Origin of the sequence: Tenacibaculum todarodis, assembly GCF_001889045.1 — a bacterium.
Taxonomy (GTDB): Bacteria; Bacteroidota; Bacteroidia; order Flavobacteriales; family Flavobacteriaceae; genus Polaribacter; species Polaribacter todarodis.
The window spans coordinates 687,368-704,313 of record NZ_CP018155.1 but is presented as its reverse complement, the minus strand read 5'-3'; the positions used below and the strand labels follow the sequence as shown (position 1 = coordinate 704,313).

Below are 16,946 nucleotides of genomic sequence, written 5' to 3'. Positions count from 1 at the left end.
TAAACTTATCTCTGTACCTCTTATTAAAATAAAATATCTTATGAATTTAGTAGATGCTGAAATAAATTCAGCATAAAAAAAGATTGGAGCATAAAGCCCGACCGCGCCTTTTTTGGCGTGGTAACCCCCAAATTATAATCAGTTTACGGTAAACAAAAAAAGCCTGAATCTAATATTCAGGCTTTAATTTATATATAATTAAATTATAATTATCCTACTAATTGCTTTGTTGAAGGCTTGAACTTTGTTAAAACAATACCTTCTACTGCTGCTTGATATTCCTCTAAAGTTGGTGTTCTACCTAAAATAGTTGATAACACAACTACTGGAGTAGATGATAATAAAGATTCTCCTTTTTTCTCATCGGTATCTCTAACAACTCTTCCTTGGAATAAACGTGTTGAAGTTGCCATTACAGTATCTCCTGCTTCTGCTTTTTCTTGGTTACCCATACATAAACTACAACCTGGACGTTCTAAATATAACATGTTTTCATATTTAACACGAGCTGCTGCTTTTGGCGCATTATCGTCAAATTCGAAACCTGAATATCTTACTAATACTTCCCAATCTCCTTCTGCTTTTAACTCATCAACAATATTATATGTTGGTGGTGCAACAACTAAAGGCGCTTTAAATTCTACTTTACCTTGCTGAGCTTCAATGTTTTTTAACATTTGAGCTAATATTTTCATATCTCCTTTATGAACCATACAAGATCCTACGAAACCTAAATCTACTTTTTTAGTTCCTCCGTAAAAAGATAATGGTTGAATATTATCGTGTGTATAACGCTTTGAAACATCTTCATTATTTACATCAGGATCCGCAATCATTGGCTCAACAATCTTATCTAAATCGATAACAACTTCCTGATAGTATTTAGCGTCTGCATCTGGTCTTAATGCCGATTTAATTCCTGTTTTAATCTCTGTGATACGGTTGTTTGCTTTATCAACTAACCCTTTAAGATCTTGTTTAGGGTTATCCATCCCTTTATCAATCATAATTTGAATACGATCTCTTGAAATTTCTAACGATTCAATTAAGGTTTCGTCTTCAGAAATACAAATAGACGCTTTTGCTTTCATCTCAGCGGTCCAATCTGTAAATGTAAAGGCTTGATCTGACGTTAATGTACCAATATGTACTTCAATAATTTTCCCTTGGAAAACATTTTCTCCTTCAAATTGATCTAACATTTGAGATTGCGTAGCATGCACCACATCACGGAAATCCATATAAGGTTTCATTTCACCTTTAAAAGTAACTTTTACTGATTCTGGAATTGGCATCGTAGCCTCACCTGTAGCTAATGCTAAGGCAACAGTTCCTGAATCTGCTCCAAAGGCAACACCTTTAGCCATACGTGTATGAGAATCTCCACCGATAATTACATCCCAATCATCTACTGCAATATCATTTAATACTTTATGAATTACATCTGTCATGGCATGGTATTTTCCTTCTGGATGACGTGCTGTAACTAATCCGAAGTCATTCATGAACTTCATTAACCTTGGAATGTTAGCTTTAGACTTATCATCCCAAACTGAAGCGGTATGACAACCAGATTGGTAACCTGTATCCACAATTGGAGAGATAACTGTTGCTGCCATCATCTCTAATTCTTGAGAGGTCATTAAACCTGTAGTATCTTGAGAACCTACGATATTAACTTCTACTCTTACGTTAGAACCCGCATGTAATATTTTACCAGGAGTTGTTCCAACTGCATTTTTGTTGAATATTTTTTCAACCGCAGTTAAACCCTGTCCTTCAATAGAAACTTCTTTTGCAACTGCATACACTTGAGGAACAGCAATTCCTAAAACTTTACAAGCAAAAGTTTGTAATTTCTTACCAAAAACAACGGCATATGAACCTCCTGCTTTGATAAATTCTTGTTTTGGTGGCGTTAAAGCTGTAGAAATATCTTTTACAACTTTACCATCTCTTACTAATTCTTTTGTTTTTGTATTTATAGTAAATACAGTACCTGTTGCTACTGAATACTCTTCTTTTAAAATAGGATCTCCTTCTTCATCAACAATTGTATTTCCGTTAGCATCTTTTTGCTTTACCCAGTTTTTTAAGTCGATACCAATACCACCAGTTACACCTACAGTTGTTAAAAAAATTGGTGCAATACCGTTTGTACCAGCAATTACTGGAGCAATATTAATAAATGGTACATATGGACTAGAAGAAATACCTGTCCATAATGCAACGTTGTTTACACCTGACATTCTTGAAGACCCAACTCCCATTGTTCCTTTATCTGCAATTAGCATAACACGCTTATTAGGGTGTTTTGCTTTTAATGCTAATAATTCTTTTTGCATGTCTTTATTATGCTCAAACATAGACTGACCATGTAATTCACGGTCTGATCTTGAATGCGCATCTGCACCAGGAGATAATAAATCTGTAGAAATGTCACCAATACCAGCTACGAAAGTAACGATCTCTATTTCTTCGTCAATTTCTGGTAATTTTGTAAAAAATTCTGCTTGCGCATAACTCTCTATTAATTCTTTAGCTATAGCATTTCCTGCTTTATAAGCATTCTCTAATTTTTCTGTATCTGCTTCGTATAAGAACACTTGCGTTTTTAATACTTTAGCAGCTTCATTAGCTAAAGCAGTATCACTACCTAAAGCAATATCTAAAAGAACTTCTACAGAAGGTCCACCCTTCATGTGTGATAATTGTTCAAAAGCGAAGGCAGGAGTAATTTCTTTGACTACTGATTCACCTAAGATAATTTCCTTTAAAAATTTTGCCTTTACAACAGCAGCACTGGTTGTTCCTGGTAAAACGTTATAGATAAAAAAGTTTAGAGATTGCTCTCTGTACTCATTATCTACATCTTTAATTTGCTCAATAATTGCGCTTGTTAATTCAGCGCCATCAATTGGCTGCGGATGAAGTCCTTGTGTTTTACGTTCTTCTATCTGCTTAAGGTAATCTTTATATATACTCATGTAAGAAATCTTTTATTACTGTAAATGCCCATTAAATTAATAACAATTTTTAAAAGCAATGTTAAAGTAAATTTTATGTTAATTTTTGTTGAACAAAAATACGTTTTTACTCTGAATTTTAAAAGATAAACAATGAAGCTATTCAATTAATGAATTATTCTATATTTTATCATAAAAAACAAAGAATAGTGTAATAAAATTACATTAAAGTTTAAAAAAATTATCAAGTTGATAATAAAAAAGCAGACTAATAAGCCGAATCCTGTCTAAGTCTTATCATTTATCTAGAGTTACAATTACTCGTAACTTCAATCTGCCTACCCTTTAGAATCGAGCGAGTAGCTCTCAATTTCTAATATACATGGCATTGCACCGCATAGAGTTTACCTGGTTTCACTACAGCCTAACTGTACATTCTTTCTGTTGCACTGGTCCTCAACTTACGTTGGACGGTTGTTATCCGCTATGCTACTCTTTGGTGTTCGGACTTTCCTACTTAAAATAAATTTAAGTCGATAAGATAAGTCTGCTAATATTTTAAAGAACGTTTTCATAAAAAAACCCACTCAATAAATTGAGTGGGAAAATTGCTATGAAAAAGAAAAAGTGTTGATAGATATCTCCATCAACACTACAAATATACTTTCTTTTTTCATTCAAAAAAAACTTTTTTCGATTTTTCACAAAACTTTATGAAAACATATCTTTTACTTTCTCAAAAAATGATTTATCTGAGTGCTGAGGATTTGGGCTAAAATTCTCATCTTCTTGCATTTGCTCAAAGAATTTACGTTGCTCTTTAGTTAATTCTTGAGGGGTCCAAACATTTATATGAATTAAGAAATCTCCAGATCCATAACGTTCAATACTTGGTAAACCCTTTCCTTTTAATCTTAAAATCTTCCCAGACTGCGTTCCAGCATCAATTTTTATCTTTACTTTACCTGTTACAGTTTCTACTTCTTTGGAAACTCCTAAAACTGCTTCTGAAAAATTTATATACATATCATAATGTATATTGCTTCCTTCTCTTTTTAATGTTTCGTGAGGTATTTCTTCAATTAAAACTAATAAATCTCCTGCAATAGAATTTTTACCTGGAGCATCGTTTCCTTTTCCTCCAACTTTTAATTGTACTCCTTCAGTAACTCCTTCTGGAATATTGATTGAAACCGTTTCTTCTTTTACAACTAAACCTTGCGCATCTGCTCCGCTTGGTTTTTTATCTATCATCTCTCCAGCTCCTTGACATGTAGAGCATGTTGTAGCTGTTTGCATTCTACCTAAAATAGTATTGGTAACACGCATAACTTGTCCTTGACCGTTACAGGTAGAACATGTTTTATACGTAACACCTTCGGCTTGCATTTTACGACGTACTTTAACTTTCTTCTCAACACCATTTGCGATGTCTTCTAAAGTTAATTTAACTCTAATACGTAAATTACTTCCTTTAACTCTGGCTTGTTGTCGGCCTCCGCCTCCACCAAAACCACCAAAGCCACCGCCACCAAAGATGTCACCAAATTGACTGAATATGTCTTCCATATTCATTCCGCCGCCGCCAAAACCGCCGCCGCCGCCATGACCACCTTCAAAAGCTTGGTGACCAAATTGATCATAACGTGCTTTTTTATTGTCGTCGCTTAATATTTCATAAGCTTCAGCTGCTTTTTTAAAGTTTTCTTCAGCAGTTGTATCATCTGGATTTTTATCTGGATGAAATTTTATTGCTTTTTTACGGTAGGCTTTTTTTATTTCTGCTTTTGATGCAGATTTAGATACGCCTAATACTTCGTAATAATCTTGTTTTGCCATTTATTAAGTTTTCAGTTTTCAGTCTTCAGTTGGCAGTCCAAGTTTACTGGTTACTGCTACTACAAACTGCACACTAATTTATGCTTGTCCTACAACTACTTTTGGATGACGAATAATTTTGTCTCCTAATTTGTATCCTTTTTCTACACAATCAATAACTTTTCCTTTTAAATCGTCTGTTGGTGCAGGAATTTGTGTAATTGCTTGGTGTAGTTCAGAATTAAAAACATCTCCAGCTCTAACGTCTATTGCTGATAAACCTTTTTGCTCTAATGTGTTTAATAATTTTTGATAAATTAATAAAACTCCTTTACGTAATTCTTCTGCTTCTTTGTCATCTTCAATATGTGTCAAAGCGCGTTCAAAATCGTCCAAAATTGGCAGAATAGCTGTCACAACTTCTTGTCCAGCTGTTTTAAATAACTCTATGCGTTCTTTTGTTGTACGTTTTTTATAGTTTTCAAACTCTGCAAACAAACGTAAATGTTTGTCTTTTTCAGCTTGTAAAAGTTCTTCTGTAGTTGGTTCTGGCTTTGCTTCCTCTACTTCAACTTCTTTATTTTCCTCAATAATATCATCTAATTCAGCATTTTTGATATTATCTTTTAATTCGTCTTCTTTTGTATATTGATCTTTACTCATTACTCTTATTGTCGTTAAATTGTCTACAATTTATTGGCAAAAATATTGCCAATAAAAAAATAGTGTCAGATTGACACTATTTTTCACTTTTTATATTTTTACTTTACTCCAATTCTCACCAGATTTAATTCTATGAATTTGCATATCTGAAACTCCAAATCGTTTGGCAATCATGGTTATTCTTGTTCTATTATTTTTAAGTTGTCTTTTAATTATTTTTACTTTTCCTTCGGTGAGTTTCCCGTAGGTTATATTCTTTCTAGACTCTATAAATGTTGGGTTTTTAAATTGGTGCAACTCTTTTTCTCTTTTAGTTGCCCATTTTAAATTTTTTATTCTATTATCCGTCTTATCAAAATTTAAATGAATAACAAAAACTTGCTCTTCGTTTATTCTTTCTAAAAAATGTTGTGCCACTAGTTTATGTACATACCTACCTGTAGTTTTTCCATTTACTTCTTGTCTTACGGATATAGAAACGTAACCGTTTGTAAAGCTTTCTTTTTTTAAATAAGGTTTAGCTTCATTTTTAAAGTTAATAATTCTACCATAGTTTGAAACTTTAAATTTTTCCTATTGGGAAACCTTATCATCAAAAACAATAATTTTCCACTCTTCATTAAATAAAGTTCTAATCATAATAAAGTAATTTTATATTTATAAATTACTTTCTTTTTCAATTTGCAATTATTTACCCTTCTATACGTTCAATTTTTGCTCCAATAGCTTTTAAACGTGCTTCGATGTTTTCGTAACCTCTATCTATTTGTTCAATATTATTAATTATTGAAGTTCCTTTTGCAGAAAGTGCCGCAATTAATAATGAAATTCCTGCTCTAATATCTGGCGAAGTCATTTTTGTAGCTTTTAATTGAGATTGGAAATTATGCCCAATTACGGTTGCTCTGTGCGGATCACACAAAATAACTTTTGCTCCCATATCAATTAATTTATCTACGAAAAACAAACGGCTTTCAAACATTTTTTGGTGTATTAAAACGGTTCCTTTTGCTTGTGTTGCAATTACCAAAACGATGCTTAATAAATCTGGTGTAAATCCTGGCCAAGGTGCATCTGCAACTGTTAAAACAGAACCATCGATGTAATTCTGAATTTCGTAAGATTCTTGTGCAGGAATATAAATATCGTCTCCTTTTTTCTCTAATTTAATTCCGAGTTTTCTAAAGACATTTGGTATTTGTCCTAAATTTTCCCAGCTTACATTTTTAATAGTTAATTCAGACCTTGTCATTACTGCCATACCAATCCAAGAACCAATTTCAATCATGTCTGGCAACACAGTATGCTCGCAACCTCCAAGAGATTCAACTCCTTCAATTATTAATAAATTAGAACCTACTCCAGAAATTTTTGCTCCCATAGAATTCAACATTTTAGATAATTGTTGAATGTAAGGTTCACAAGCTGCATTATATATTGTTGTTGTTCCTTTTGCTAAAACCGCAGCCATTAAAATATTGGCAGTTCCGGTTACGGAAGCTTCATCTAAAAGCATATCTGTACCTACTAAACCCGTTTCTGTTTCTACTCCGTAGAAATATTCTTCTTTATTATAACGGAATTTTGCACCAAGGTTTATAAAACCTTCAAAGTGTGTGTCTAATCTTCTACGACCAATTTTATCGCCTCCTGGACGTGGAATATATCCTTTTCCAAAACGTGCTAATAATGGCCCAACAATCATAATTGAACCACGTAACGAACTTCCATCTCTTTTAAAATCTGCTGATTCTAAGTATTTAAGGTTTACTTCATCTGCTTGAAATGAATAAGAACTTCGGCTAAGTTTTTCAACTTTAACGCCTAATTCACCTAAAATAAAGATTAGTTTATTTACGTCTATAATGTCTGGAACATTGTTTACAACTACTTTTTCTGGCGTTAATAAAACCGCACATAATATTTGTAATACTTCGTTTTTTGCTCCTTGTGGTTGTATTTCTCCGCTTAATTTATGTCCGCCTTCAATTTTAAAAGATGCCATTTATCTTTTTCTGTATTTATGGTTATTATTAGATTTTCCTTTATTGTTGGAATGGGTTTTACCTTTATTGCTTCCTTGAGAACTACGTTTACGTAATAAGTTTTTGCTTAACGCTAACTCTTCTCCGCTTTCACGTAAGTCTATTTTTCCTTCAGATAATTCAAATAAATGTTTAAAAATTACTGCATCATCAACGGTATCTTTATTCCAGTTTAAATAGCATTTTTTCATGTGATTTGCTATTACAAAAGTCAATGCTTCTTGCTTTTCATTATCATCTTCGTCCCAACTTAAAGCTACGCTTATCATTGTTTGAATATTATTACCGTAATAACGGTACTTTGAAGCCGATTTTGGATAAGGCAATCCTTCTGGTTTTTCTTGTAATTCTTCTTTCGAAGGAATTTCATAAGGCGAATCTGCATCCAACTTAAAATCAGACATTATATATAACTGATCCCACAATTTGTGTTTAAAATCTGGTACATCACGTAAATGAGGTTGTAAATTACCCATTACATTTATAATGGCTTTTGCCATTGTGTTACGCTCTTCCTTGGTTTCTAAAGCAACACAATGATTAATCATTTTTTGCATATGACGACCATATTCTGGAATTATTAAATGTGGTCTTTCTGAATTATATTCTAAATCGAATGTCATTTTATATATTTTTATATGAAGTGATCTTATTATATTTCCTTTTAAAGAAAGGAAAAGGAACTTCAACTTGTATTTGTAGTTATTTAACGTTGCAAAATAGGTATTTATTTTGAGTAATTACCCAATCACTTTTAGTTTTGCAAATTGTAATAATAATTTCTTTCTTCCTGCGGTTCCAAACATAATTTCTGCTTTTTTATTTGGACCTTTACCTTCCAAAGCTAGTACTTCTCCTCTGCCAAATCTATTGTGTTCTACAATATTACCAACGGTTATATCGCCATCAAAAAGGTTAATATCATTTGAAGTTGCTTCAGATACTTTTTTCATTTTCGTCTTTGGCGGAATTAAAGCTCCTTTGTTTTTCTTATCTAAAAACTCTTTTCTTTTCTTCTGAATTGGTTTTTGAAATCTAATTTTCTTTGGAGCATCTTCAAACAAACTTGCGTCTAAAAAGCTACTTTTAGAAGTTTCTTGTCTCTTTGGTGCAATGTATTCTAAAAATTTATCGTCTATTTCTTCTAAGAATCTACTTGGCTCGGCATCAGTTAATTTTCCCCAACGGTAACGCGTTTGTGCATAACTTAAATAGGCAACTTTTTCTGCTCTGGTTAAGGCTACATAAAATAATCTGCGTTCTTCTTCTAACTCGCTACGTGTGTTCATACTCATTGCTGAAGGAAATAAATTCTCTTCTAAACCAACTATATACACATAACCATATTCCAACCCTTTAGATTGATGAATACTCATTAAAGAAACTCTTGGCTCTTCGTCTGCTTTTTCTGAATCGAAGTCGGTTGCCAAAGCAACATCTTCTAAGAATGAAGTTAATGAAGCGTCTTCACCTTCTTCAATTTTATCTGTAATAAAATCTTTTATTCCGTTTAAAAGTTCTTGAACGTTTTCAACCTTACTTACACCTTCTGGTGTGCCATCTTTTTGTAAATCTTTTACTAATTGCGTTTGTTTTACAACTAAATCTGCAATTTCAAAAGCGTTCATTTTTTGCGAATCTATTTGGAAACGCAACATCATATTTATAAAATTCTGAAGCTTATTTTTTGTTCCGCCATTTATATTTACATCAACTTTATCTATATGTTGTATAATTTCAAAAATTGATTTTTTATAATGATTTGCCGCAATTGTTAATCGGTCTAACGTAGTTGCGCCAATACCACGAGCAGGATAATTAATGATTCGTTTTAAAGCTTCCTCATCATTTGGATTGATTAAAACTCTAAGGTATGAGAGTAAATCTTTTATTTCTTTACGTTGATAAAATGAGATTCCTCCGTAAATTTTATACTTAATATCTTTTTTTCGCAAAGCGTCTTCCATTGCTCTGGATTGTGCATTTGTTCTGTATAAAACTGCAAATTGGTCGTTCTTTAATTGCAAGTTCATCTTGTTTTCAAAGATTGAATTTGCTACAAAACGTCCTTCTTCACCATCAGAAATTGTACGCATTACTTTTATAAGCTCTCCATCTACATTAGAGGTCCAAACTTCCTTATCTAATCGCGTTTTATTTCTTGCAATTACAGAGTTTGCTGCGTTTACTATGTTTTTAGTTGAGCGATAATTTTGCTCAAGTTTAAACGTTTTTACATCGGGATAATCCTTCTGAAAACTTAATATATTTTGAATATTTGCTCCACGGAAGCTATAAATACTCTGAGAATCGTCTCCTACCACACAAATATTCTGAAATCTATCTGCCAAAGCACGAACCACAATGTATTGTGAGTGGTTTGTATCTTGATACTCATCTACCATTATGTACCTAAAACGGTCTTGGTATTTTGCTAAAACCTCCGGAAAACGCGCCAATAACTCATTGGTTCTCAACAATAAATCATCAAAATCCATTGCACCAGCTTTAAAACATCGATCTACATATTCTTTGTAAATATCTCCGACTTTTGGACGACTTGCGTGCAAATCTGCTTCAATTAATTCTGGATTATTAAAGTACGCTCTTACTGTAATTAGACTGTTTTTAAAGGATGAAATTCGACTTAAAATTTGCTTTGCTTTGTATCTTTCTTTGTCAAGTTGTAGTTCTTTAATGATTGCCGAAATTAACCTTACAGAATCTTGTGTATCGTAAATTGTAAAGTTAGTTGGATACCCTAATTTATCTGCTTCTGAACGCAAAATACGTGCAAAAACTGAGTGAAAAGTTCCCATCCAAAGACTTTTTGCTTCGCTATAACCAACAACGGAAGCAATTCTTTCCTTCATTTCACGAGCCGCTTTATTGGTAAATGTAAGCGACAAAATATTAAACGGATCTACGCCTTGCTTCATTAAATGTGCAATTCTGTAGGTTAATACTCTTGTTTTACCAGAACCTGCACCCGCAATAATAATCATTGGGCCGTCTTTTTGTAAAACTGCTGCTCTTTGTGGTTCGTTAAGTTGATCTAAATAACTATTCAATGAAGAAATTTTATACGCTGTTAAAAACGGAAAATTAACCATTTTAACTGTCTTTATAAAGTGAGTTAACTAATAGTTATTCACAAGTTTTAAAAATTTAAGCTACTAATTAATATCTATTTAAAAGCAGATAAATTTAAATATCTGCTTACAGGTAGATAAATTGAAATATCTGCTCTAGGGTAGATAATTTTGCTTTTTCAAAGAATAAAGTATATATTTGAATAAATTATTACAATAATGACCAGTATATTAACAGGAGATATCATAAAATCACGGAGAAGTCAAGATTCTTTATGGCTAAATAGCTTAAAAGAAATCTTAAATACTTTTGGAGATCCTCCAAAATATTGGCAAATCTATAGAGGAGATAGCTTTCAATTGGAAGTAGAAAATCCTGAAAAAGCGTTTTATACAGCCTTAAAAATAAAAGCACAACTAAAAGCTACCGTAAACATTGATGTAAGAATTGGAATTGGAATCGGTAAAAAAGATTTTAATACAAATAGCATTACAGAATCTAACGGAGAGACTTTTATTAACTCCGGCTATGCTTTTGATAATTACTTAAAAAAGCAAACAATTGCAATAAAAACACCTTGGAAAGAAATCGATGAAGAGCTAAATATAGCTTTTGATTTAGCTTTGTTAACTATGGATTCTTGGACAAAAAATTCTGCCGAAGTCTTTAAACTTTCTTTGCAACAAGAAAACTTTACTCAAAAAGAAATTGGAGAGGTTTTAGGAATTACACAAGGCAGCGTTAGTGAAAGACAAAAGAGAGCTGGTTTTGAGTCAATTATGAAGTTAGAAAAACGCTTTCAAAAATTAATACATCAAAAAAATAATCTATAGAAAAATGATTTTATTCCTTAAATTTTTAATTGCTCATTTAATAGGTGATTTTGTTTTACAACCTGAAAGTTGGGTGCAACACAAAGAAAAAAACAAAATAAAATCCTCTAAATTATACTTACACATTGCTATTCATGCAATTTTATTGTTAGTTATTTTACAGTTTAACACAGCATTTATTGGCGGAGTTTTCTTAATATTAATAACACATTTCTTGTTTGATGTAGGAAAAATATATCTTCAAAATGAAAAAAACAAACGTTGGTTATTTTTTGTAGACCAAGCTTTGCATGTATTTATACTTGCGCTTGCAACGTATATTTACAAACCTTTTTCAACAGATTTAAGTGAGTTTTTTACAGAGAAAAATCTACTTCTTTTAGCTTCAATTGTATTTGTAACCTACGTTTCATCAGTAATTATAAAAATAATTATTACACAATGGAATCCAGAAGCAAATGAAGATAACGATGAGTCTTTAGCAAAAGCAGGAAGGTATATTGGTATTTTAGAACGTTTATTTGTCTTTATTTTTGTGATGGCAAATCATTGGGAAGGCGTTGGATTTTTATTGGCAGCAAAATCGGTTTTTAGATTTGGAGATTTATCTTCAGCAAAAGACAGAAAATTAACCGAATACATTTTAATTGGAACACTTTTAAGTTTTGCCTTGGCAATTTTTACAGGAATGTTATATTCGCACTTAGTAAATTAAATTATGGAAGATAAAATTATAGAAGGATTGGCATATGCATTACCAGCAGCAGTTACAGGTTTTGTAGCATATATGATATTAAGTCAATTCATTAGTCAAGATAATAACGAAAAGAAACTTAATGCTTTAATTGAAAAAAAACGCGAAAGTTTACCTTTAAAATTACAGGCTTACGAGCGTTTATTATTGTTTTGTGAACGATTAAACCCTAGTAAATTATTGTTAAGAATAGCACCTATTGGAGATGATGCAACTGCTTACGCTAATCTTTTAATTGCTAATATTGAACAAGAGTATGAACACAATATGGTACAACAGCTTTATATTTCTGATGAAAGTTGGAAAGCTATATTAGCTGCTAAGAATATCACTATCAATAAAATAAGAAATACAGCAGAAAAAGCTAAAAACGCTAAAGAGCTAAGAGAAAATGTTCTAATTGATGTTTTTAAAGATGAGGATGCTACAGCTATTGCTGCTCAATTTATAAAACGAGAAGTTAAAAAATTATTATAAAAAAAAGCCGTTAAGAATTTCTTCTTAACTGCTTTTTTTCTTTCTCTAGACTAACTTTCCCTAAACTTATAATTGTAATCTAAAACCTAATTTATAGTTTACACCTTTAGTATTGTATCCTAAAACATCGCTATAATCTTCATTTAGCAAGTTAGTTACAGCACCAAAAAACATAATTTTATTATCAAAAGCTTTATAGTTTACATTAAAATCTAATAGATTATAATTATCTAAAATTACATTGTCTCCAGCAGTTCCAAAACTTCCGTATCTATCATAAATAGAACGCTCTCCTACATTTTTATAGGTAAGGTTAAAGAATGTGTTTTTCAACAAAGAAACATCTACACTTGCAACTAATTTATTCTTAGGAATATAATCATCAAAATCTTCCGTAGTGTCTTTATCAACATACGTATAACCTACATTAACTCTTACATCTTTAATTGGCTTAACACTTGTACTAACTTCAATTCCATTTGCATCAGAAGAAGCATTACCATATTTGAAAGTAGTATTATCATAAATAATAGCATCCTCTTCTTTTCTATTAAAGTATACAACACTTAATTCTAAAAAGTCTTTAAAAGTAGCTTCTGTACCAATTTCAAATGTTTTGTTAGATTCTGGTTTTAAATCTAAATTTCCAGAAAAACCATCATATAATTGATATAAACTTGGCGCTATAAAAGCTGTACTATAAGAAGTTAATAACTTAACAGATTTATTTTCATCTTTTAGAACTGAATAAGCAACGTTTCCATCGTATACAAAATGATTATCATAAACACTGTGCATGTTTAATCTACCACCAACATTAACACTTAAACCTGAATCAGAAATATAAACCGCAGATACATATGGATCAATTGTATTAAATTTTGCAACATCTTTATCTATAGTAGCAAAAGGAGTTACAGAGTTATTTGTATGGTTTTGGTAATTTAAACCTGCAATTAACTGAATACCAGTGTTCTTAAAATCGTATTTATTTACAACATCTAAATTAACACTGTTTCCTTCAAAAACATACGCATCTAAAGTTCCTCCAAAAGAGTTAAACTGATTTAAGTTTCTGGTAATTTTATTTAATGAAACTAATGCATACAATTCTCCATTATTATATTTAAAACTTGGACGAATTCCATAACGATATTGTTCTTGATCTCCAGTATTTACATCGCTATCACTAAAAGCACCTGCATCAAAATCATAATCGAATTTATCATAATTAAAAAACGCTTCAACAGCAACTTTTTTATTAAAGTTATATCCTAATTTTAACAATCCGTTTTCACTTGTAAAAGCATCGCTTTCAAAATCTGAAGCAGTATTACTTTTAGCAGAAGACATTCCGTAAGTTTCTGTAGCACCTAACATTGTTACAAAGTTAAAACCTCCAACGGTACCATTTACAGAAGCACTGTATTGATAAGTAGCCGCTTTAAATCCACTAGAATTAGCAGTATTATTAGTCTCTAAACTACTTTCTAAACCAACTGTTACTCTATCTTTAGATGCTTTTTTTAAGATGATATTAATAACACCAGTTGCAGCACCACTTCCGTATAATGTAGAAGATGCTCCTTTTAAAACCTCAATACTTTCAATTTGATTTAAAGACAATAAACGTAAATCATATTCTTGACTAATTGCTGAAGCATCTGAAACAGGAACACCGTCAATTAAAATTAAAACTTGCCTATTTCTACCTCCTCTTACATACACACTTTTAGGTTCTGTAGGATTTGTATTTACGCCTCTTACATCAATACCAACAATAGTATTTAATACATCAAGTACTGTTTTACCTGCGTTGTTTTCTAACTCTTCAGCAGTAATTTTGTGGATAACCTTACCTGTATTTTCTTTTTTCAAATTAAACTTTGTGGCAGTTACAACAACCTCATCTAATTTTTCTTGCTTCTCTTGAGCAAAAACATTGTTATTAGCAAAACTACATGCCAATAAACCAACAATTACTAATTGTTTTTTCATTTTTAATAAATTTGATTTAATTAAAATCAGGAAAAAATAAGTACAACGTACCAAAACCTTTATCCCGAAAGTTTTTTACTTTTTGTTTGATTTTTGGCAGGTCTCCTGGCTTGCGTCTTGTAACAAAACCTTCCCGTTTTAAACAGTGGTTAAAGAATTAGTTACAAGCTTTATAGCTTACAGTTGCGGGTACAGCGTTGGTTTTACACCAACTTCCCTTTTAATTTGCATCAAAACAATATTGAATGCAAAACCAAAATCGGCGCAAATGTAGTTTAAAAATTGTAATCTTGTTGAATAATTAATCTATATAATGAAACAACTTTATATTCTTTTCTTCGGATGTATACTTTCGCTCGCTTCTTGTAAAAAAGAAGTTAAATCTAAAATTGATATTCCTAAAACCAAATCAACAATTAAGTATGCAAAAGGTTTTGATATTATTGATGAAAGAGGTTCTAGAAAGTTAGTTATAAAATCTCCTTATAAAAATGCTGACGGAGAATATATACATGATATCATTGATAGAAAAAATGATACAAGCAGAATTCAAGGATTTCATAGCAATGATATTCACGTTCCGGTTAAAAATATAGTTGCTACTTCAACTACTCATATTCCTATGATTGAGTTGTTAAACGAAGAGGAATCTATTATTGGGTTTCCATATTCAAAATATATTTCTTCTAACAAAACAAGAGCTTTAATTAATGAAGGAAAAATAAAAGAAGTTGGAAAAGAAAATTCCTTAAACACTGAAATCTTATTAGATTTAGAACCAGAATTAGTTATTGGTTATAGCGTTAATTCCGCAGATAAATCTTTAATGACACTGTATAAAGCTGGTATTAGCGTTATTTATAATGGTGATTGGCTAGAGGAAACTCCGCTTGGACGCGCAGAATGGATTAAGTTTTTTGGGGTTTTATTTAACAAAGAAAAAGAAGCTGACAGCATTTTTAATCATATTGAAAAGGAATATTTACAAGCCAAAGAAATTGCTAAAAAAGCAACTACAAAACCCAGCATACTTTCTGGTGCAATTATGAGTAAAGATATTTGGAATTTACCTGCTGGTGATAGTTTTGTAGCCCAATATTTACAGGATGCAAATACTAATTATTTATGGAGAGAAACTACTGGAAAAGGAAGTTTATCTATTAGTTTTGAAAGTGTTTTAGATAAAGCTCAAAATGCAGATTTTTGGATTGCTCCTGGTTATTTTTCAACAAAAGAGCAATTATTAAAAAGCAACAAACAATATGCAAATTTTAATGCCTTTAAAAATGATAATTTATATACTCCAAACCTTAAAAAAGGAACTACTGGCGGTGTTATTTATTTTGAATTAGCTCCTACTAGACCAGATTTGGTTTTAAAGGATATCATTAAAATTACACATCCAAGTTTATTACCAAATTACGAGTTTACTTTCTTTGAAAGAATGAAATAGTAATTATTATAAAAATAAAAAGCCCATGATTTAGTTTTAAATCATAGGCTTTTTTAAAATATGGATTGAGTACTACATATTGTAAACACCACCATTGATGTCTAATGTAGCGCCAGTAATAAATCCATCATACTCAGATGCAAGATATAAAACTGCTCTTGCAACATCTGCAGCATTACCTGCTCGTTTTATTGGAATACCTGCAGTAGTTTCTGCAGCAGATTTTTTTGTTGTATGTGTGTTATGAAACGAAGTTCCCAAGATAAGACCTGGAGAAACTGCATTAACTCTAACACCTTGCCCACCTAATTCTGTAGATAAAGCTCTTGTAAATGTTAAAATAGCTCCTTTACTTGTTGCATAGACCAAAGATCCTGGATGACCTCCTTTACGCCCTGCTAAAGATGCCAAATTTACAATACTACTATTCTCATTTTTTACTAAATAAGGTACTGCTGCTTTTGTAACAAACATCATAGAAGTCATGTTAATATCCATAACCTTGTGCCAAAATTCAGCTTCCATATCACCTAGCATTTTACGCGCAACAAGTGAACCTGCATTGTTAATTAGTATATCTAAACCACCAAGTGCTTCAATTGTTTTATCAACCATTGTAATTGCATCTGCTTCCTTAGTTAAATCTCCACTAATTGCTACAGCTTTTTGTCCTTTTCCTTCAGCATATTCTACCAATTTATTTGCTGTATCTGCACTAGAAAAATAGTGAATTGCAACATTAGCACCGTTATCAATAAAATGCTTTGTTATTGATTCTCCAATTCCCTGTGCTCCAGCAGTAACAAGAACATTTTTCCCGTTTAATTTATTTTGATTCATTTTGTG

General features: G+C 31.6%; 13 protein-coding genes, 1 other RNA gene and 1 riboswitch. Of the genes, 4 read left to right on the top strand and 10 right to left on the bottom strand.

Going from position 1 to position 16,946, the window contains the following annotated elements; all coding sequences use genetic code 11:
* Window positions 1-209: 209 nt before the first annotated feature.
* From LPB136_RS03225 to LPB136_RS03190, 8 genes are all read right to left on the bottom strand, one after another.
* Window positions 210-2,987 (bottom strand): bifunctional aconitate hydratase 2/2-methylisocitrate dehydratase, encoded by a 2,778-nt coding sequence (locus LPB136_RS03225; RefSeq protein ID WP_072554756.1) that lies wholly within the window; start codon window positions 2,985-2,987, stop codon window positions 210-212.
* 235 nt (window positions 2,988-3,222) lie between these two features.
* Window positions 3,223-3,520: RNase P RNA component class A (gene rnpB, locus LPB136_RS03220), an RNA gene on the bottom strand.
* Between the two features lie 157 nt (window positions 3,521-3,677).
* Entirely contained in the window at window positions 3,678-4,805 is a 1,128-nt protein-coding gene (gene dnaJ, locus LPB136_RS03215) for a molecular chaperone DnaJ (protein ID WP_072554755.1), read from the bottom strand.
* A gap of 78 nt (window positions 4,806-4,883) precedes the next feature.
* Entirely contained in the window at window positions 4,884-5,447 is a 564-nt protein-coding gene (locus LPB136_RS03210) for a nucleotide exchange factor GrpE (protein WP_072554754.1), read from the bottom strand.
* Between the two features lie 90 nt (window positions 5,448-5,537).
* Window positions 5,538-5,921, bottom strand: coding sequence for an HNH endonuclease (locus LPB136_RS14200; RefSeq protein WP_472573241.1), 384 nt, complete (start codon window positions 5,919-5,921; stop codon window positions 5,538-5,540).
* A 217-nt stretch (window positions 5,922-6,138) separates the two neighbouring features.
* Entirely contained in the window at window positions 6,139-7,452 is a 1,314-nt protein-coding gene (gene murA / locus LPB136_RS03200) for a UDP-N-acetylglucosamine 1-carboxyvinyltransferase (RefSeq protein WP_072554753.1), read from the bottom strand.
* Complete coding sequence (locus LPB136_RS03195; protein ID WP_072554752.1) at window positions 7,453-8,115, bottom strand: DUF4290 domain-containing protein; 663 nt, start codon at window positions 8,113-8,115, stop codon at window positions 7,453-7,455.
* A gap of 117 nt (window positions 8,116-8,232) precedes the next feature.
* Entirely contained in the window at window positions 8,233-10,563 is a 2,331-nt protein-coding gene (locus tag LPB136_RS03190; RefSeq protein WP_072556889.1) for an ATP-dependent helicase, read from the bottom strand.
* Between the two features lie 240 nt (window positions 10,564-10,803).
* Here LPB136_RS03190 and LPB136_RS03185 point away from each other — a divergent pair, with 240 nt between their 5' ends.
* From LPB136_RS03185 to LPB136_RS03175, 3 genes are read left to right on the top strand one after another with little or no spacing between them, the layout of a single operon-like run.
* Window positions 10,804-11,418, top strand: coding sequence for a SatD family protein (locus tag LPB136_RS03185; RefSeq protein WP_072554751.1), 615 nt, complete (start codon window positions 10,804-10,806; stop codon window positions 11,416-11,418).
* A 4-nt stretch (window positions 11,419-11,422) separates the two neighbouring features.
* Window positions 11,423-12,133 carry a DUF3307 domain-containing protein gene (locus LPB136_RS03180; protein ID WP_072554750.1) on the top strand — a complete coding sequence of 237 codons (711 nt, stop codon included), beginning with the start codon at window positions 11,423-11,425 and terminating at the stop codon, window positions 12,131-12,133.
* Between the two features lie 3 nt (window positions 12,134-12,136).
* On the top strand, window positions 12,137-12,649 hold the full coding sequence (locus LPB136_RS03175) for a DUF7935 family protein (RefSeq protein ID WP_072554749.1): 513 nt from the start codon (window positions 12,137-12,139) through the stop codon (window positions 12,647-12,649).
* 66 nt (window positions 12,650-12,715) lie between these two features.
* On the opposite strand, the gene LPB136_RS03170 is transcribed toward LPB136_RS03175, so the two are convergent.
* A complete protein-coding gene (locus tag LPB136_RS03170) occupies window positions 12,716-14,647 on the bottom strand; it encodes a TonB-dependent receptor plug domain-containing protein (RefSeq protein WP_072554748.1) in 1,932 nt (643 codons plus the stop codon).
* Between the two features lie 78 nt (window positions 14,648-14,725).
* A riboswitch (cobalamin riboswitch) is annotated at window positions 14,726-14,920 on the bottom strand.
* 40 nt (window positions 14,921-14,960) lie between these two features.
* Here LPB136_RS03170 and LPB136_RS03165 point away from each other — a divergent pair.
* The gene (locus LPB136_RS03165; protein ID WP_072554747.1) at window positions 14,961-16,100 is read left to right on the top strand and encodes an ABC transporter substrate-binding protein; all 1,140 of its coding nucleotides are present in this window, start codon (window positions 14,961-14,963) and stop codon (window positions 16,098-16,100) included.
* 72 nt (window positions 16,101-16,172) lie between these two features.
* Here LPB136_RS03165 and LPB136_RS03160 read toward each other — a convergent pair whose 3' ends face one another.
* The gene (locus LPB136_RS03160) at window positions 16,173-16,940 is read right to left on the bottom strand and encodes an SDR family NAD(P)-dependent oxidoreductase (RefSeq protein ID WP_072554746.1); all 768 of its coding nucleotides are present in this window, start codon (window positions 16,938-16,940) and stop codon (window positions 16,173-16,175) included.
* Window positions 16,941-16,946 lie beyond the last annotated feature (6 nt).